Here is a 17,996-nt window from a genome sequence, read left to right on the forward strand (position 1 = left end):
GGCAGTTCTGCTCAATTTGATCATGGGCTTTACAGGCGCGTTTATACTCCGCAGTACTTGCTTGCCGTATCCTGGAAAAGACTAAGGGCTTACGAGTAATCGTAAGCCCTTGATATTTGGTGGCCCCTGTTGGGTTTGAACCAACGACCAAGCGATTATGAGTCGCCTGCTCTAACCACTGAGCTAAGGGGCCGTGGCGAGGGATTATAATGTAACTGCACGCTGCAATCCAGCGTAAAGCGCTCGGCTGCTGTTTTTATAAACAATGCATTTTCAATCCTTTATAATCAGCTTTTTAGTCATTCAGCCGGAGAAATTATGATTAGCGATATCCTGGCGCCGGGGCTACGGGTGGTCTTTTGCGGCATCAATCCGGGGAAGTCCTCCGCGCATACGGGGTTTCATTTTGCCCATCCCGGCAATCGATTCTGGAAGGTCATTCACCAGGCGGGGTTTACCGAGCGGCAGCTGAAGCCGGAAGAGGAGCAGCATCTGCTGGATACCGGCTGCGGTATCACCATGCTGGTTGAGCGGCCGACGGTACAGGCCAGCGAAGTCGCCCTGCTGGAGCTGCGTAATGGCGCGCAGGAGCTAATAAGCAAAATTCAGGACTATCAGCCGCAGGCGCTGGCGGTGCTCGGCAAGCAGGCCTTTGAGCAGGCATTCAGAGTGCGTGGCGCGAAGTGGGGACGTCAGGAAGCGACCATCGGTGAAACTGAAATCTGGGTGCTGCCCAATCCCAGCGGTTTAAACCGGGCGACGCTGGACAAGCTGGTTGAAGCCTATCGCGAACTGGATGAGGCGCTGGCGGGACGAGGGCGGTGATGGCGCCCGAATCGCAGGCATAAAAAAGCTCCCCGCGGGGAGCTTTTTACTCTCTTTGCAGCGCGACGATTAATCGTCGAGGAAGCTACGCAGCACTTCAGAACGGCTTGGGTGGCGCAGTTTACGCAGCGCCTTCGCTTCGATCTGACGAATACGTTCGCGGGTAACGTCGAACTGTTTACCCACTTCTTCCAGCGTGTGGTCGGTGTTCATGTCGATACCGAAACGCATACGCAGCACTTTCGCTTCACGAGCGGTAAGGCCCGCCAGCACGTCGTGCGTTGCCGCACGCAGGCTCTCGGTGGTCGCAGAATCCAGCGGCAGCTCGAGGGTGGTATCCTCGATGAAGTCACCCAGATGCGAATCTTCATCGTCGCCGATCGGCGTTTCCATGGAGATCGGCTCTTTGGCGATTTTCAGCACCTTACGGATTTTGTCTTCCGGCATCAGCATGCGCTCGGCTAGTTCTTCCGGCGTCGGCTCGCGGCCCATTTCCTGCAGCATCTGGCGGGAGATACGGTTGAGCTTGTTGATAGTCTCAATCATATGCACCGGAATACGGATGGTGCGCGCCTGATCCGCGATGGAGCGGGTGATAGCCTGACGGATCCACCAGGTCGCATAGGTGGAGAACTTGTAACCACGACGGTATTCAAACTTATCTACCGCTTTCATCAGACCGATGTTGCCTTCCTGAATCAGGTCGAGGAACTGCAGACCGCGGTTGGTGTATTTCTTGGCGATAGAAATAACCAGACGTAAGTTCGCTTCAACCATCTCTTTCTTCGCACGACGGGCTTTCGCTTCGCCGATGGACATGCGACGGTTGATATCTTTAACCTGCTCGATGGTCAGACCGGTTTCTTCTTCAATCTGCTGCAGTTTCTGCAGGCCGCGCTGAACGTCTTCTTTAACGTCATGCAGCTTCTCGGACCACGGCTTGTTCATCGCCACGGCGGCGTTGAACCAGGTTTCGCTGGTTTCGTTGCCGGTGAACAGGGTGATGAAGTTTTTCTTCGGCATTTTGCACTGTTCAACGCACAGCTTCATGATGATACGTTCTTGAGTACGAACGCGATCCATCATGCTGCGCATGCTGTTGACCAGGTAATCGAACTGTTTCGGTACCAGGCGGAACTGTTTGAAGACCTCGGACAGCTTGAGGATCTCTTCCTGCGCGGCGGCGTGGCTGCGACCTTTCGCTTTGATGGTGTCGCGAGTCAGCTCATACTGGGTGCGCAGCTCGGCGAATTTCTCGCGGGCCAGCTCCGGGTCGATGCTGTTGTCATCATCGCTGCTGTCATCGTCGTCATCTTCTTCTTCATCTTCGTCGTCGTCCATCTCTTCCTGAGACAGCTCGGAACCGACGTGAGTGGCGGTCGGCGCCATATCTTCTTCAGCGTTCGGATCGACGAAGCCGGTGATCAGGTCAGACAGGCGAGCTTCTTCAGCTTCAACGCGGTCGTACTGCTCCAGCAGATAGGTGATGGCTTCCGGATATTCCGCAACGGAGCACTGGACCTGGTTGATCCCGTCTTCGATGCGTTTAGCGATGTCGATTTCGCCTTCGCGGGTCAGCAGTTCAACGGTACCCATTTCGCGCATGTACATGCGCACCGGGTCGGTCGTACGGCCAATTTCAGATTCAACGCTCGACAGCACCTGGGCCGCCGCTTCTTCTGCGTCTTCATCGGTATTATTGGAGGTTTCAGCAAGCAGCAGATCATCGGCATCCGGTGCTTCTTCCATCACCTGAATACCCATGTCGTTGATCATTTGGATGATGTCTTCGATCTGATCGGAGTCGACGATATCTTCCGGCAGATGGTCATTGACCTCGGCATAGGTCAGATAGCCTTGCTCCTTACCACGTTGGACAAGAAGCTTCAGCTGTGACTGCGGGTTTTGCTCCATAAGACGGTATCCACACTTAATTCGTTTGATTGGTGCAGGCAGACGAACTGCCAACATTTAAAGCGAGGGCGTACTTATATTATTGCCGCTGCGCCTCAGCGCGGCTGTCGGGGGCTTCCCGAGCGATATTCGGCACTTAAGCCGTTAAATTCATTTTTTGGCCAGTTCCTGGCTGATAGTCCAGAGTTCCCGGCGCTCCTCACTGCTTAAACCATGTGTGCGATCGCGAGCTATCAACTCTTCTTGTCGCAGTTCCAGCAGTGAGTCAAACATATGGTTGAGCGAGTCGGTGAAGGTTTGTTCAGCGATATCCTTATCTGCTATATCGTCCCACATCGACAGTTTTTCAAGGGTTGCCGCTTCATTTGTCCCGCGATACTGCTCTAAAAGTTGCCCGGTGGTCAGACCTGGCTGCGCCAGACACGTATTGACCAGTTCGCTGAATAAACCAAGCCCTGGCATCTTTTGCTGATCCAGACCGGCTAAGGGCGGAACCAGCGGCGCCAGATCGGGGTTCTGCACCAGTAACCCTATAAGTATACGCATGGTCGTGCGTTTTAGCTGCGGCGCCGGGCGTTGAGCGCTATTTTCCGCCTGTTTCGGCATTAAACGTTCAAGCTGGGCGTCATCCAGAATGCCCAGTTTGTTGCCCAGCTCCTGACGCAAATAGATGCGCAGCGTTTCGCCCGGCACCTGGGTTATCAGCGGCAGCGCCAGCGTGCTCAGCTGCGCGCGCCCGTCCGGAGTGCTCAGGTCGACCTGCGGCATCAGGCTATTAAACAAAAACGTGGAGAGCGGCTGAGCCTGCTCCATCCGCGCTTCAAACGCCTCTTTGCCCTCTTTACGCACCAGCGTATCCGGGTCTTCGCCGTCAGGTAAAAACATAAAGCGTAGCTGGCGGCCATCGGTCATATACGGTAGCGCCGTTTCCAGCGCGCGCCATGCCGCGTCGCGGCCAGCCCGGTCGCCGTCGTAACAGCAGATGACCTGATTGGTCGCCCGGAACAACAGCTGAATATGGTCGGCGGTCGTCGAGGTGCCCAGCGAGGCCACGGCATAATTAATGCCGTACTGCGCCAGCGCGACGACGTCCATATAGCCTTCGACCACCAGCAGACGCTGAGGTTCGGCGTTATCCTGCTGCGCTTCATACAGGCCGTACAGCTGGCGGCCTTTATGGAAAATATCGGTCTCCGGGGAGTTCAGGTATTTTGGCAGCGCATCGCCCAGCACGCGTCCGCCAAAACCAATCACCCGGCCTCGCTTATCGCGGATCGGGAACATCACCCGTTCGCGGAAGCGGTCGTAACTGCGCCCCTGATCGTTGGTGACCAGCATGCCCGCATCAATAAGCGACTGGCGGTTTTCCTGATTGCCGCCAAAACGTTTTAAAACGTTATCCCAACCAGGGGGAGCGAAGCCTATTGCGAAGCGGGTAATCACCTCGCTGCTTAAGCCGCGTTTTGCCAGATACTGGCGCGCGGGTTCGGCGGCGGGTTGGTTCAGAGACTGTTGGTAAAACGTGTTCAGACCGTCCAGCAGTTGATAAAGATTCTGCCGCTGATGCCGTTCTATCTGGCTCGGTCCATTACCTGCTTCATAGGGCACTTCAAGGTTGTGCATGGCGGCCAGCTCTTCGACGGTTTCGACGAACTCGAGCTTGTCGTAGTTCATCAGGAAGTCGATGGCGTTGCCGTGCGCACCGCAGCCGAAGCAATGGTAAAACTGCTTTTCACCGTTGACGGTGAAGGAGGGGGTTTTTTCGTTATGGAATGGACAACACGCGTGATAATTCTTGCCCTGCTTTTTCAGCTTCACCCGAGCATCGATCAGATCGATGATGTCGGTGCGCGCCAGCAGGTCATTGATAAATACGCGTGGGATTCGTCCAGCCATATGCCCCGTAATCTATACACTGCATCCTGCAAACGGCCTCGATATGTCGCCTGAAGACAGTTTGAACGATCTCGTGTATCTGCTAATGCATAAACGAAAATAAGCCGCGCATTCCTTTCGGAAGCACGGCCTTACAACTACAACTCGGTCTGAATTGAGAGCTTCGCTCTCAACAGATTAGTACAGACGAGTGCGGCGTGCGTTTTCGCGAGCCAGTTTCTTCGCGTGACGTTTCACTGCAGAAGCTTTAGCGCGCTTACGTTCGGTAGTCGGTTTTTCATAGAACTCACGACGACGAACTTCCGCCAGAACACCTGCTTTTTCGCAGGAACGCTTGAAGCGACGCAGAGCTACGTCGAACGGCTCGTTTTCACGTACTTTAATTACCGGCATGTGCCTCTCACCTTTGATTAATTCGGTTTGCCGCTGGCCGCAATGCCAGCTTATTTCAAAATGGTGCGGAATTTTACTGCAACTACTGCTGCTTTGTAAAGCACCGGCGCCTTTTTTGAAAGGGGACTTTTATAAGGGTGAGGAGTATACACGAAGAGAACACCAGGGGTGAGCAAAGTTTTACATCGCCGGTCATTGGTCCTACACTGCGCGGTATTGAAACGAGGTAAAACAACTCATGCGTGTACTGGGAATTGAAACATCCTGCGATGAAACCGGCATCGCCATTTACGACGATAAACAAGGTCTGTTAGCCAACCAGCTGTATAGTCAGGTGAAATTGCACGCCGACTACGGCGGCGTGGTGCCTGAACTGGCGTCGCGCGACCACGTGCGTAAGACCGTTCCGCTGATTCAGGCGGCGCTTAAAGAAGCGGGTCTGACGGCGAAAGATATTGATGCCGTTGCCTATACGGCAGGCCCTGGCCTGGTGGGTGCGCTGCTGGTCGGCGCGACCGTTGGCCGCTCGCTGGCGTTCGCCTGGAACGTGCCGGCGATTCCGGTACACCATATGGAAGGACACCTGCTGGCGCCGATGCTGGAAGATAACCCGCCGGCGTTCCCGTTCGTCGCTCTGCTGGTTTCAGGCGGTCACACCCAGTTGATTAGCGTCACCGGCATTGGTCAGTATGAACTGCTGGGCGAGTCAATCGATGATGCCGCTGGCGAAGCCTTTGATAAGACGGCGAAACTGTTGGGGCTGGATTATCCCGGCGGGCCGATGCTGTCGAAAATGGCGTCTCAGGGCACGGAAGGCCGCTTCGTTTTCCCGCGGCCAATGACCGATCGTCCGGGGCTTGATTTCAGCTTCTCCGGCCTGAAAACCTTCGCCGCTAATACCATTCGTAACAACGGCGACGATGAGCAAACCCGTGCCGATATCGCCCGCGCATTTGAAGACGCGGTGGTCGATACGCTGATGATTAAATGCCGCCGCGCGCTGGAGCAAACCGGCTTTAAGCGTCTGGTGATGGCGGGGGGCGTAAGCGCTAACCGTACGCTGCGCGCGAAGCTGGCGGAAATGATGAGCAAACGCGGCGGCGAAGTGTTTTATGCCCGTCCTGAGTTCTGTACCGATAACGGCGCGATGATCGCTTACGCCGGGATGGTCCGCCTGCAGGGCGGCGGCAATGCTGGACTCGGCGTTACCGTGCGGCCGCGCTGGCCGTTAGCGGAACTGCCGGCCGCCTGATAACCACAAAGAAGGAAAAACCACGCTTTTTCCTTCTTTGTCAGCAGTCTGAAGCCGCCCATCGAGGCGGCTTTTTTACGCGTGGATTAAGGCTGCTGATAATCCTCGGCGTCGATGTCGTAGCCTGACGGCTCCCAGCGTATCGCCAGCAGCGACAATAGCCCAATCAGCGGCGCCGCGGCGATGATCCAGAAAACGCGGGTATCCAGCGCGGCGACCAGCAGCGGGAAGAGGAATAAAGAAAGCGTTGAGCTGCCGCGCATAAGCGTCTGGTTGAGCCCGACGCCAACGCCGCGCAGCGATGTCGGATAGCTTAACGAGGCGAAGGTCATAGTGTGTGCGCCGGGGCCAAACCCCTGGCCGAAAAGGAACAGCGCCAGCATCGCCACGGCGGCGACGCCTTCGCCTGCGCCATCAGGGCGACCAATCAGCGCCAGGCCGAGCAGCGCCGTTAGCTGGCAGCCATAACCCGCCAGCGACATCCGCCAGGCGCCGAAGCGCGGTACCAGGCGTACCGCCAGCATCCCTCCTACGAAAGCGAACAGCAAATTCAGCGCCAGCGAAATCAAAATCGTCGTCAACATTGACTGCACGAAGAAGCTGGAGATGATTACCGGTAGACCGAACGCGACGGCGTTATAGGCAAACGAGGAAACCACCGACAGCAGGGTAGAGAGCGTGGTGCGGCGCAGGTAGACGCCGCGGAACAGGCGCAGATAGTTACTCCATTGGGCGCTACGAACTTTGGGCGCCGGTTTTTCCAGCGCGTCCTGGGCAACGTGTGCATTGATGTTGTACGCCTGGCGTAGAATAGACGCAGCTTCACGCAGGTTGCCCTGGTTGGCGGCCCACACCGGCGATTCGCTCATGTAGCGGCTACGGATAGCGATAATCACCAGCGCCGGGATGGCGCCAAAACCAAGAATAATCCGCCATAGCCAGTCGCTATGGCTTTCCGGCAAGACGGCATAGAAAAAGAGTACCAGCAGATATGAAATGCTGATTGCCGCGTACCATGTGGGGCACCACATCGCCACGCTGGCCGCCTTGTTGCCGGGCCCTTTGAGCCTCGCGAATTCGCTGAGAAACGCCATCGCCACCGGCAGGTCGATCCCGACGCCGAGGCCCATCACGAAGCGCGCGCCAGTAAGGACGTATTCATTCGGCGCCAACGCGCAGGCGATAGCCGCTACCACGAAGAACAGCATATCCGCCATAAACACGCGATAGCGGCCAATTTTGTCCGTCAAGTAACCGCCGAGCAGCGCGCCAACGATAGCGCCGAAGGTGATGGCCGAGGCGACCATCCCGGTACCGGCAGGCGTCAGGTTGAATTCCCGGGTAATATCTTTCAGGCCGAAGGCCAGCGAGCCAAGATCGTAGGCATCAAGGAAAATACCGCCGAGGGCGATTCCCATGACGATACGCGCGTTATTGCGCCCGCTGCTGCCTTCATTGATGAGGCGCGAGACGTCCGCCGCGCTGCCGATCCATTTTACTTCCCCGCCGGGCGACGCAGAGGTTGCCGCTGGCGTCGCGTTAATTACATCAGTCATGGTGTTGTGCTTTTTTCTCTTATAAAGATCTTCAGAGTAAACAGCGACGCGGGGACGAAAAAATCACTTTTGGTTATAACTCATAACTAAGTCATTGTAGTGAAAGGATTATCTTTGGTTTTCTCTTTTGCCGCTATGATTGGCTAAAAAAGTGGGAAATAGAATGCGTTTGTGGGGGCAAAGAAGCCCGGCACAGGCGGCCGGGCGTGGAGATTATTTCTGCTCTGGCGTTTTTTTCTTCTTCTTAAAGCGTGACCAGATTTTCGTTTCCTGACGGCGCCACAGGCGCTGGATGTTGTCGTGATGGCGTAGCAGGATCAGGCAGGAGAGCATCGAGACCGGAAAGGTGTACTGCGGCTTGAACCACCAGACGTAGAAAGGGGCGACCAGCGCGCTGACGATAGCGCCCAGCGAGGAATACCCGCTGAGCAGAATAGTCAGCAGCCAGGTGCCAGCCATCACGCCGGTGAGATCCCAGCCGATGGGCGCGATAGCGCCAAATGCGGTTGCCACGCCTTTGCCGCCGCGGAAATTAAAGAACACCGGCCAGATATGGCCGACGCAGGCGGCGATCGCCACCAGCCCGAGCCAGAATGGCGTCAAGCCGAGCGCCCAAGCGCCCCAAACCGGCAGCATCCCTTTCAGGACATCAAAAATTAATACCGTTACGGCTGCTCCCTTGCCGCCAATTCGGAGTACGTTCGTCGCCCCAGGGTTGCCGGAACCGCTATCGCGAGGGTCGGGCAAACCAGCAAGACGGCATACCAGAATGGCGCTGGAAATTGAGCCGCAGAGGTAGGCGAGGATAACTAGTCCAGGCGCGATTGCACTCATCAGCTGTTCCATTTTGAAAATGTCGTTAGAACCCCACCCATTTTCGTGTTAACAGTTTGTTGGCTTTCTTTGCGCGATAGGTTACATAGTGATGCTGCTATGTTCCCGAAATCTTGCCGCGTCGCCGCTGTCAGGACACGTGAATTCTTTAGGGGATGTCTTTGCATCTGTGGATAATACGCATAATTCGCCGGAAGTGGTATCCGGTTTAGCCAAAAAGCAGGCAGGTCGTGATGGATATTGTATTTATAGAGCAACTTTCGGTAATCACCACTATCGGTGTTTACGACTGGGAACAGACCATCGAACAGAAGTTAGTGTTCGATATCGAAATGGCGTGGGATAACCGCAAAGCGGCCGCCAGCGACGATGTGAGCGATTGCCTGAGCTATGCTGATATCAGCGAGTTGGTTATCAACCACGTTGAGGGCGGGCGTTTTGCGCTGGTCGAGCGGGTGGCGGAAGAGATAGCCGATCTCCTGCTGCAAAAATTTAATTCTCCGTGGGTGCGGATTAAAGTCAGCAAGCCTGGCGCGGTGGCTCGTGCGGCCAACGTTGGCGTAATCATTGAACGTGGCAGTAATCTGAAACAAAACGTTTCTCGTCATAATGTTTAAACAAATTTGTTTTATACCGGTCTTAGTGCCTGGATTTTAATTTTACTTTTTCTTTTAAGGGTTTATTGAATGGGCGATTTACACTCGCTGCTGATAGCGGCAATTTTGGGTGTGGTTGAAGGGTTGACGGAGTTTTTACCGGTTTCCAGTACGGGACATATGATTATTGTTGGTCATCTCCTTGGCTTTGAAGGGGATACCGCCAATACTTTTGAAGTCGTAATTCAATTAGGATCTATTCTCGCGGTCGTCGTGGTGTTCTGGCGTCGACTGTTTGGCCTGATCGGCATTCATTTTGGCCGCCCGCCGGTGCATGAAGGCGAAGGCAGCGGGCGTCTGTCGTTGATTCATATCCTGTTAGGCATGATCCCGGCTGTGGTACTGGGGCTGGTGTTCCATGACCTGATTAAATCGCTGTTTAACCCGGTTAACGTAATGTACGCGCTGATTGTCGGCGGCTTCCTGCTGATCGCGGCGGAACTGTTCAAACCGAAACAACCGCGCGCGGTGGGGATTGACGATATGACCTATCGTCAGGCGTTCGCCATCGGCTGCTTCCAGTGTCTGGCGCTGTGGCCTGGCTTCTCTCGCTCCGGGGCGACCATTTCCGGCGGTATGCTGATGGGCGTTAGCCGCTATGCGGCATCCGAGTTCTCTTTCCTGCTGGCGGTGCCGATGATGATGGGCGCCACCGTGCTGGACGTCTACAAGAGCATCGGCTTCCTTAACGCCGGGGATATTCCGATGTTCGCCGTCGGTTTTATCATGGCGTTCATCGTGGCGCTGATTGCGATTAAAACCTTCCTGCAGCTGATTAAACGTATTTCGTTTATTCCGTTTGCAATCTACCGCTTTATCGTCGCGGCAGCCGTCTACGTGGTCTTCTTCTAAGGCCCTGGCCCTCAGCCTTGCGGCTGGGGGCAACGTTGTTCTTTCCACTGCCCCACGGCCGCAATTCTGCGCCGCGTCAGCTCTTCGCGAATCTCCGGCCCTTTGAAACCTTCCGCTACCACTTCTTTAGTGGAGACCGACTGCGCCACTTCCCAGGCTTCAAGCAGCAGGCGCCCCTGCGGATAATCACAGGACTCAAAACCGGTACGCCCGCGCACGTCGGCCTCGCTGGTGAGGGCGATTTGCTGTACACGCTGCGGCTTGCGCCAGGCATCGATGCTATCAAACAGCTTCACGATGGTTTTTGGCTGCAGAATCGGCAGGGTGTGGATCAGATCGTGGAATTCGGCGACCAATCTGGCCAGATCGCGGATATCGTTTGGCACCCGCAGGCGCTGGCAAATCTGTTCCACCAGCTTTACCCCCGCCGGGCCGTGGCCGTGGTGGCGCGGCCAGAACTCTTTGGGCGTTAAACCTTTACCAAGATCGTGGCACAGGGTGGCGAAACGGACGTCGATGGCCGGCGATAGCATCGCCGCCATGGTGAGCGTCATCAGAGTGTGTACGCCGGTATCGATTTCCGGATGCCATTTGGCCGGCGCGGGGACACCGTACAGGGCGTCGATTTCCGGGAACAGAACCTTCAGCGCGTGGCAGTCCCGCAGGGTCTGGAAAAAGACCTGCGGGTTACGCGTGCTAAGCGCGTTCTCCGTCTCTTTCCATACCCGCTCCGCGGTTAAATGCGCCAGTTCGCCGGCGTCCGCCATCGCGCGCATCAGCGCCATGGTTTCATCGGCAATGCGAAAACCGAGATGGGCATAGCGTGCGGCAAAACGCGCGACGCGCAGTACGCGTAGCGGATCTTCGCTAAAGGCCGGCGAGACGTGGCGCAGCAGGCGCTGGCGTAAATCGGCCTGGCCGCCATATGGGTCGTAAATCTGACCGTCAGTGTCCTGAGCCAGCGCGTTAATGGTGAGATCGCGGCGCAGTAGATCTTGCTCAAGGGTGACGTCAGCGGCGGCATAACAGGTGAAACCGGTATAGCCGGAACCGGATTTACGTTCGGTACGCGCGAGGGCGTACTCTTCACGGCTTTGCGGGTGAAGAAACACGGGAAAATCGCGGCCTACCTGCTGGTAGCCCGCGTCGAGCAACTGCTGGGGCGTGGCGCCAACCACCACCCAGTCTCTGTCTTTGACCGGTAGTCCTAATAACGCATCTCGTACCGCACCACCGACCAAATAAATCTTCACGCCTGTTTCTCCCGCATCGACTTTTCGCAAGATGATACGTAAGTCTGGCAGAGAAGACGAATTAGTTCATCCACCGGTCTTTACGCTTGCGGCTTGGTACCAGATGCGGCAGCACCAGGCCAAGGATCAGACCGACGCCAAGCACGCCGCCGCCGTACATAAACCACTGCATGATAATGGTGCGCTGTTTATCATCAAGCTGCAGATTCGCCGCGTTCACCTTCTTCTGAGCGACAACCAGCTCGTTTTTCAGCTTTTGGTTCTCTTCTTTCAGAGCGTTGATCGCGCCATCGCTACCGGCGACTTTTTTCTGCATGTCGGCGGTACGCTGGTTCCAGGTGGCGTCAATATTGTTCAGCTTGTCGGTCAGCGTTTTGACCTGATTTTCCAGATCCGGCACGCGAATGCGCAGGCTGGGCTCGTTGCTCAGCTCTTTCAGCGGGATCCAGGCGGTACGGCCGTTGCTGTCGCGTACCTGCGCGTAATTCGTGCTGTCATTGGTTTGCAGAACGTCGACGGCTTCGCCGGCGTTAATGGTGCCGACCAGACGATAGTTATCGCCAGGACCGCTGCGAACCCAGGTGTTCAGCTCATCGGAAACGTAGCGCTTTTCTTCTGCGTGAACCGCCGTAGCGGCGCTAAGCGCTAGCAATGTAAAGGTAATAAGGCGTAATTTTGGCATCAGGTCATCGTTTGGTCATAAAAAGTTGAACGATAGTAGTGGCATCGCCAGAGCGACGCAAAGTTTTCCGCCACAATCGGAATCATCCAAATGCAGCTGGCAAATGCGCATTGCATGGCGATTCGCCGCAAAATACTATTTACTGACAAAAAATATCGTCATTAGTTCGCCGCATTTTCCCGGCGACGCTTATCAGGTGGAAGAATTCAGCCATGGCTCAAGAAATCGAACTGAAGTTTATCGTTGCCCACGACGGCGTTGAGGCGCTGCGCCAGCATCTCAATACGCTGGACGCGCAGCACACACCGGCAGGTCAACTGCTGAATATTTACTACGAAACCGCCGATAACTGGCTGCGTCGTCACGACATGGGATTGCGGATCCGCGGCGATCGGGAGCGCTATGAAATGACGCTGAAAATTGCCGGGCGGGTGGTGGGCGGTTTGCATCAGCGTCCGGAATACAATATTCCGCTGGAAAAAGCTGAGCTGGCGCTGGATAAGCTGCCGGCTGAAGTCTGGCCGCAGGGGCAATTGCCGGCAGAACTGGCGCAAAATGTGCAGCCGCTGTTTAGCACTGATTTCCTCCGTGAAAAATGGGTGGTGAAAGAGGGCGATAGCCAGATTGAGATAGCTCTTGACCTTGGCGACGTCAAAGCCGGTGAGCATCAGGAAGCCATTTGCGAACTGGAGCTTGAGCTGTTGAGCGGCGATACCGCCGACATTCTGGCGCTGGCGCGACGTTTACTGGCAACCGGCGTATTGCGCCAGGGCAGCCTGAGTAAAGCGGCGCGTGGCTATCAGCTGGCGCAGGGCAACGAAGCGCGCCCGGTTAAACCGTTAACGGTAGTAGGCGTGGCGGCCAAAGCCAGCGTCGAGCAGGGGCTGGAAGCGGCGCTGGAAAGCGCGCTGGCGCACTGGCTCTATCATGATGAAGTCTGGAACCGGGGCAACGCGGCCGCTAAACGTGAAATCCAGCGGGCGATGGCCCGCGTGCGCCATGCGCTGGTGCTGTTTGGCGGCATTGTGCCGCGAAAAGCCACCGTACAGTTGCGTGAATCGCTCACTGAGGCCGAAGCGGCGCTGGACGGAGCGGAGAAAGCCGAAGCGGCGTTGTTCAACCGCGCTACGGTTGGCGCCAAACTGCTGCTGACCGAATGGCTGGTTACCCGCGGTTGGCGTTCGTTCCTCAACGACGCGGGGCAAAAGAAAATCGCCGGTTCGTTCAAACGCTTTGCCGATATTCAGCTGTCGCGAGCCGCGGCGGATCTGAAAAGCAACTTCCAGCAGACGCAGGACGACTATAGCGATCGGCTCACGCGTCTGGCGCGCGAGATTGACAGTATTCAATTGCTTTCCAGCGCCTATGCCGAGGTCGCCGAGGCCTGGCTGGAAAACTGGCAAGAGGTGCGCCGCGCTATCGAGAACAATGACCGCAGCGTCATCGAATATTTCCGTCGTCAGGCGCTGGCCGCGGAACCATTCTGGCTGCATAGTGGAAAACGATAATTTCAGGCCAGGGAGACCCCTATAATGGCGCTTTCTTCGCAGTTACAGCAGCACTGGCAGACGGTTGTAAACCGGCTTCCGGCAGATTTTCCCCTGCAAACGTTAAGTTCGCAGGCGCAGTCGGTGATGACGTTCAGCGAGTTTGTTGAACAGAGTCTGGTCGCTCAGCCGCAGTGGCTGGCTGAACTGGAAAGCGCGCCGCCGCAGGCCGACGAATGGCGCCATTACGGCGACTGGCTGGCGGAACAGCTACAAAACGTGACTGACGAGGCCGCGCTAATGCGCGAGCTACGCCAGTTCCGCCGCCGGATAATGGTGCGTATCGCCTGGGCGCAGGCGCTGCTGCTGGTGAGCGAAGAGAGCAGTTTGCAGCAGCTCAGCGCCCTGGCGGAGACCTTAATCGTCGCCGCCCGCGACTGGCTGTACGCCGCCTGCTGCCGGGAGTGGGGGACGCCGTGCAATGCGCAGGGCGAAGCGCAGCCGCTAATGATCCTGGGCATGGGGAAATTGGGCGGCGGCGAGCTTAACTTCTCTTCCGATATCGATCTCATTTTCGCCTGGCCGGAACACGGCGCCACCCAGGGCGGACGCCGCGAGCTGGATAACGGCCAGTTCTTTACCCGTCTGGGCCAGCGGTTAATCAAAGTACTCGATCAGCCGACGCAGGATGGTTTCGTCTACCGCGTGGATATGCGTCTGCGACCATTTGGCGACAGCGGCCCGCTGGTGTTGAGCTTTGCGGCGCTGGAGGATTATTACCAGGAGCAGGGGCGCGACTGGGAGCGTTACGCGATGGTAAAGGCGCGGATCATGGGCGATAACGACGGCGAGTACGCCAACGAACTGCGCGCCATGCTGCGCCCGTTCGTCTTCCGCCGCTACATTGATTTCAGCGTCATTCAGTCCCTGCGTAACATGAAAGGGATGATTGCCCGTGAAGTGCGCCGCCGCGGCCTGACAGACAACATCAAGCTTGGCGCGGGCGGCATCCGCGAAATTGAATTTATCGTTCAGGTTTTCCAGCTGATCCGCGGCGGTCGCGAACCGGCCTTGCAGCAGCGCGCGCTGTTGCCGACGCTGACGGCGATTGACGAGCTGCATTTGTTGCCGGAAGGCGATGCCGCCCAGCTGCGCGAAGCCTATCTGTTCCTGCGCCGTCTCGAAAACCTGCTGCAGAGCATTAACGACGAGCAAACCCAAACCCTGCCGCAGGATGAGCTTAACCGCGCGCGTCTGGCGTGGGGGATGCGCGTCGCCGACTGGCAGACGCTCAGCGCACAGCTGGAAGAGCAGATGCGCCGCGTGCGTCGCGTCTTTAACGAACTGATTGGCGACGATGAAGCGCAATCGCCGGATGAACAGCTGGAAGAGTACTGGCGCGAACTGTGGCAGGACGCGCTGGAAGAAGACGACACTACGCCGGCGCTGGCGCATCTTGACGACAACGATCGGCGCAGCGTGCTGGCGCTGATCGCTGATTTTCGCAAAGAGCTCGACCGGCGCACCATCGGCCCACGCGGGCGGCAGGTACTCGACCAGCTGATGCCGCATCTGCTCAGCGAGGTCTGCTCGCGGGCGGATGCGCCGCTGCCGCTGGCGCGAATCACCCCGTTGCTGACCGGAATCGTCACCCGTACCACCTATCTGGAGCTGCTCAGCGAATTCCCCGGCGCGCTAAAACACCTGATTAGCCTGTGCGCCGCTTCGCCGATGGTTGCCAGCCAGCTGGCGCGCCACCCGCTGCTGCTGGACGAACTGCTGGATCCGAACTCGCTTTATCAACCGACGGCGACCGATGCGTACCGCGACGAGCTGCGCCAGTATTTGCTGCGCGTGCCGGAAGAAGACGAAGAACAGCAGCTGGAAGCGCTGCGTCAGTTTAAACAGGCGCAATTGTTGCACATCGCCGCCGCCGATATTGCCGGCACGCTACCGGTGATGAAAGTGAGCGATCACTTAACCTGGCTTGCCGAGGCGATGATCGATGCGGTAGTTCAGCAGGCGTGGCTACAGATGGTCGCCCGCTACGGCCAGCCGACCCATCTGCGCGACCGTCAGGGACGCGGTTTTGCGGTAGTAGGTTACGGTAAACTCGGCGGTTGGGAGCTGGGTTATAGTTCCGACCTCGACCTGGTCTTCCTCCACGACTGTCCGATGGAGGTGATGACCGACGGCGAGCGAGAAATCGATGGCCGCCAGTTCTATCTGCGCCTTGCCCAGCGGATCATGCATCTTTTCAGCACCCGCACCTCGTCGGGCATCTTGTATGAAGTGGACGCTCGCTTACGTCCATCCGGTGCGGCGGGCATGCTGGTGACTACCGCCGACGCCTTCGCCGATTATCAGCGCAATGAAGCCTGGACCTGGGAACATCAGGCGCTGGTTCGCGCCCGGGTGGTGTATGGCGACCCGGCGCTGCAGGCGCGCTTCGATGCGATCCGCCTCGATATCCTGACCACTCCGCGTGAAGGCGCGACGCTGCAAACCGAAGTACGAGAGATGCGGGAAAAGATGCGCACCCATCTCGGCAATAAGCAGCGCGATCGCTTTGATATCAAAGCCGATGCCGGCGGGATCACCGATATTGAATTTATCACCCAGTACCTGGTGCTGCGCTACGCGCATGAAAAGCCGAAGCTGACGCGCTGGTCCGATAATGTGCGTATTCTGGAACTGCTGGCGCAGAACGACATCATGGATGAGGAAGAAGCGCGGGCGCTTACCCATGCCTACACCACGCTACGCGATGCGTTGCACCATCTGGCGCTGCAGGAGCAGCCGGGCCACGTTGCGCCGGATGCCTTTGACGGTGAACGCCAGCAGGTGAGCGCCAGCTGGCAGAAGTGGTTGATGGCTTAATTAACAAATCGGGTGTGCTATTATCGCGCGCAAAGTTTGCATCTCGCAGGAGAGAGTAATGAAAGTAACGCTGCCAGAGTTTGAACGTGCAGGAGTGTTGGTGGTAGGCGATGTGATGCTGGACCGCTACTGGTATGGCCCTACCAGCCGTATTTCCCCGGAAGCCCCGGTGCCGGTGGTGAAGGTGGAAAATATCGAAGAACGCCCTGGCGGCGCGGCTAACGTGGCGATGAACATTGCTTCGCTCGGCGCGACTTCTCGTCTGGTCGGCCTGACCGGTATCGACGATGCCGCACGCGCGCTTAGCAAAGCGCTGGCTGACGTAAAAGTGAAGTGTGATTTCGTTTCGGTACCGACGCATCCGACCATCACCAAACTGCGCGTGCTGTCGCGCAACCAGCAGCTGATCCGCCTCGATTTTGAAGAGGGCTTCTCCGGGGTCGATCCACAGCCGATGCATGAACGTATTCAGCAGGCGCTGGGTTCAATCGGCGCGCTGGTGCTGTCAGACTACGCGAAAGGCGCGCTGGCCAGCGTGCAGACCATGATTAAGCTGGCGCGTGATGCTGGCGTTCCGGTGCTGATTGATCCGAAAGGCACTGAATTTGAACGCTACCGCGGGGCGACGCTGCTGACGCCGAACCTGTCTGAATTCGAAGCGGTCGCCGGAAAGTGTAAGGATGAAGCAGAAATCGTCGAACGCGGGATGAAAATCATCGCCGACTTCGAGCTTTCCGCACTGCTGGTAACGCGCTCCGAGCAGGGTATGACGCTGCTGCAGCCGGGTCGTCCGCCGCTGCATATGCCGACCCAGGCGCAGGAAGTGTATGACGTCACCGGCGCAGGCGACACGGTTATCGGCGTGCTGGCGGCGACGCTGGCGGCGGGCAACACGCTGGAAGAGGCCTGCTATTTCGCTAACGCCGCGGCCGGTGTGGTGGTTGGCAAGCTGGGGACTTCCACCGTTTCGCCAATCGAGCTGGAAAACGCGGTGCGCGGGCGTGCCGATACCGGGTTTGGCGTGATGAGCGAAGAAGAGCTGAAACAGGCGGTTGCCGCGGCGCGTAAGCGTGGCGAAAAAGTGGTGATGACCAACGGCGTCTTTGACATTCTGCACGCGGGCCACGTCTCGTATCTGGCCAATGCGCGCAAGCTGGGCGATCGACTGATCGTCGCCGTCAACAGCGATGCCTCAACCAAACGTCTGAAAGGCGAAACCCGCCCGGTTAACCCGCTGGAACAGCGGATGATCGTGCTGGGAGCGCTGGAAGCTGTCGACTGGGTGGTGTCATTTGAAGAAGATACTCCGCAGCGGCTGATTGCCGGGATCCTGCCGGATCTGCTGGTGAAAGGCGGCGATTACAAGCCGGAGCAAATTGCCGGCAGCGAAGAGGTATGGGCCAACGGCGGCGAAGTGCTGGTGCTCAACTTTGAAGATGGCTGCTCGACAACCAATATTATCAAGAAGATTCAGAAAGATAGCGACAAGTAATCAATACGCTTTACCGCTCTGAAC

Annotated in this window: 14 protein-coding genes and 1 tRNA gene; 7 read left to right on the forward strand and 8 right to left on the reverse strand. The window is 57.2% G+C overall.

What is annotated here, in order from left to right:
* Positions 1-117: 117 nt before the first annotated feature.
* Positions 118-193: transfer RNA gene (locus PGR29_RS13640), tRNA-Ile, on the reverse strand.
* Between the two features lie 125 nt (positions 194-318).
* Between PGR29_RS13640 and mug the strand changes: the two genes are divergently transcribed.
* On the forward strand, positions 319-825 hold the full coding sequence (gene mug / locus PGR29_RS13645) for a G/U mismatch-specific DNA glycosylase (RefSeq protein WP_047065600.1): 507 nt from the start codon (positions 319-321) through the stop codon (positions 823-825).
* A gap of 69 nt (positions 826-894) precedes the next feature.
* Here mug and rpoD read toward each other — a convergent pair whose 3' ends face one another.
* From rpoD to rpsU, 3 genes are all read right to left on the reverse strand, one after another.
* The gene (gene rpoD, locus PGR29_RS13650; protein ID WP_087859835.1) at positions 895-2,739 is read right to left on the reverse strand and encodes an RNA polymerase sigma factor RpoD; all 1,845 of its coding nucleotides are present in this window, start codon (positions 2,737-2,739) and stop codon (positions 895-897) included.
* Between the two features lie 150 nt (positions 2,740-2,889).
* Positions 2,890-4,635 carry a DNA primase gene (dnaG, locus tag PGR29_RS13655; protein ID WP_087859834.1) on the reverse strand — a complete coding sequence of 582 codons (1,746 nt, stop codon included), beginning with the start codon at positions 4,633-4,635 and terminating at the stop codon, positions 2,890-2,892.
* Positions 4,636-4,812: 177 nt separating this feature from the next.
* Positions 4,813-5,028, reverse strand: coding sequence for a 30S ribosomal protein S21 (gene rpsU / locus PGR29_RS13660; RefSeq protein ID WP_001144069.1), 216 nt, complete (start codon positions 5,026-5,028; stop codon positions 4,813-4,815).
* Between the two features lie 238 nt (positions 5,029-5,266).
* Between rpsU and tsaD the strand changes: the two genes are divergently transcribed.
* Positions 5,267-6,280 (forward strand): tRNA (adenosine(37)-N6)-threonylcarbamoyltransferase complex transferase subunit TsaD, encoded by a 1,014-nt coding sequence (tsaD, locus tag PGR29_RS13665; protein WP_015369630.1) that lies wholly within the window; start codon positions 5,267-5,269, stop codon positions 6,278-6,280.
* A gap of 86 nt (positions 6,281-6,366) precedes the next feature.
* Here tsaD and PGR29_RS13670 read toward each other — a convergent pair whose 3' ends face one another.
* Both PGR29_RS13670 and plsY read right to left on the reverse strand, forming a co-directional pair.
* Positions 6,367-7,836: an MFS transporter gene (locus PGR29_RS13670; RefSeq protein WP_047077666.1), complete on the reverse strand. Its 1,470-nt coding sequence runs from the start codon at positions 7,834-7,836 to the stop codon at positions 6,367-6,369.
* Positions 7,837-8,049: 213 nt separating this feature from the next.
* The gene (plsY, locus tag PGR29_RS13675; protein ID WP_015703522.1) at positions 8,050-8,670 is read right to left on the reverse strand and encodes a glycerol-3-phosphate 1-O-acyltransferase PlsY; all 621 of its coding nucleotides are present in this window, start codon (positions 8,668-8,670) and stop codon (positions 8,050-8,052) included.
* Positions 8,671-8,903: 233 nt separating this feature from the next.
* Between plsY and folB the strand changes: the two genes are divergently transcribed.
* Together folB and bacA are read left to right on the forward strand one after the other, a co-directional pair.
* Entirely contained in the window at positions 8,904-9,287 is a 384-nt protein-coding gene (folB, locus tag PGR29_RS13680) for a bifunctional dihydroneopterin aldolase/7,8-dihydroneopterin epimerase (RefSeq protein ID WP_020077905.1), read from the forward strand.
* 69 nt (positions 9,288-9,356) lie between these two features.
* Positions 9,357-10,178 (forward strand): undecaprenyl-diphosphate phosphatase, encoded by an 822-nt coding sequence (bacA, locus tag PGR29_RS13685; protein WP_087859832.1) that lies wholly within the window; start codon positions 9,357-9,359, stop codon positions 10,176-10,178.
* Between the two features lie 11 nt (positions 10,179-10,189).
* On the opposite strand, the gene PGR29_RS13690 is transcribed toward bacA, so the two are convergent.
* Positions 10,190-11,431 carry a multifunctional CCA addition/repair protein gene (locus PGR29_RS13690; RefSeq protein ID WP_213316623.1) on the reverse strand — a complete coding sequence of 414 codons (1,242 nt, stop codon included), beginning with the start codon at positions 11,429-11,431 and terminating at the stop codon, positions 10,190-10,192.
* A gap of 61 nt (positions 11,432-11,492) precedes the next feature.
* Positions 11,493-12,113 (reverse strand): TIGR04211 family SH3 domain-containing protein, encoded by a 621-nt coding sequence (locus tag PGR29_RS13695; protein ID WP_087859830.1) that lies wholly within the window; start codon positions 12,111-12,113, stop codon positions 11,493-11,495.
* Between the two features lie 212 nt (positions 12,114-12,325).
* On the opposite strand from PGR29_RS13695, the gene PGR29_RS13700 reads away from it, so the two are divergent.
* From PGR29_RS13700 to hldE, 3 genes are read left to right on the forward strand one after another with little or no spacing between them, the layout of a single operon-like run.
* The gene (locus PGR29_RS13700) at positions 12,326-13,621 is read left to right on the forward strand and encodes an inorganic triphosphatase (protein WP_316424705.1); all 1,296 of its coding nucleotides are present in this window, start codon (positions 12,326-12,328) and stop codon (positions 13,619-13,621) included.
* A 21-nt stretch (positions 13,622-13,642) separates the two neighbouring features.
* Positions 13,643-16,480 (forward strand): bifunctional [glutamate--ammonia ligase]-adenylyl-L-tyrosine phosphorylase/[glutamate--ammonia-ligase] adenylyltransferase, encoded by a 2,838-nt coding sequence (gene glnE / locus PGR29_RS13705; protein WP_316424914.1) that lies wholly within the window; start codon positions 13,643-13,645, stop codon positions 16,478-16,480.
* Between the two features lie 58 nt (positions 16,481-16,538).
* Positions 16,539-17,972: a bifunctional D-glycero-beta-D-manno-heptose-7-phosphate kinase/D-glycero-beta-D-manno-heptose 1-phosphate adenylyltransferase HldE gene (gene hldE, locus PGR29_RS13710; protein ID WP_015369639.1), complete on the forward strand. Its 1,434-nt coding sequence runs from the start codon at positions 16,539-16,541 to the stop codon at positions 17,970-17,972.
* The last annotated feature ends 24 nt before the right edge of the window (positions 17,973-17,996 follow it).

It is taken from the genome of Klebsiella sp. 141203 (assembly GCF_032601985.1).
GTDB classification, from domain to species: domain Bacteria; phylum Pseudomonadota; class Gammaproteobacteria; order Enterobacterales; family Enterobacteriaceae; genus Klebsiella; species Klebsiella aerogenes.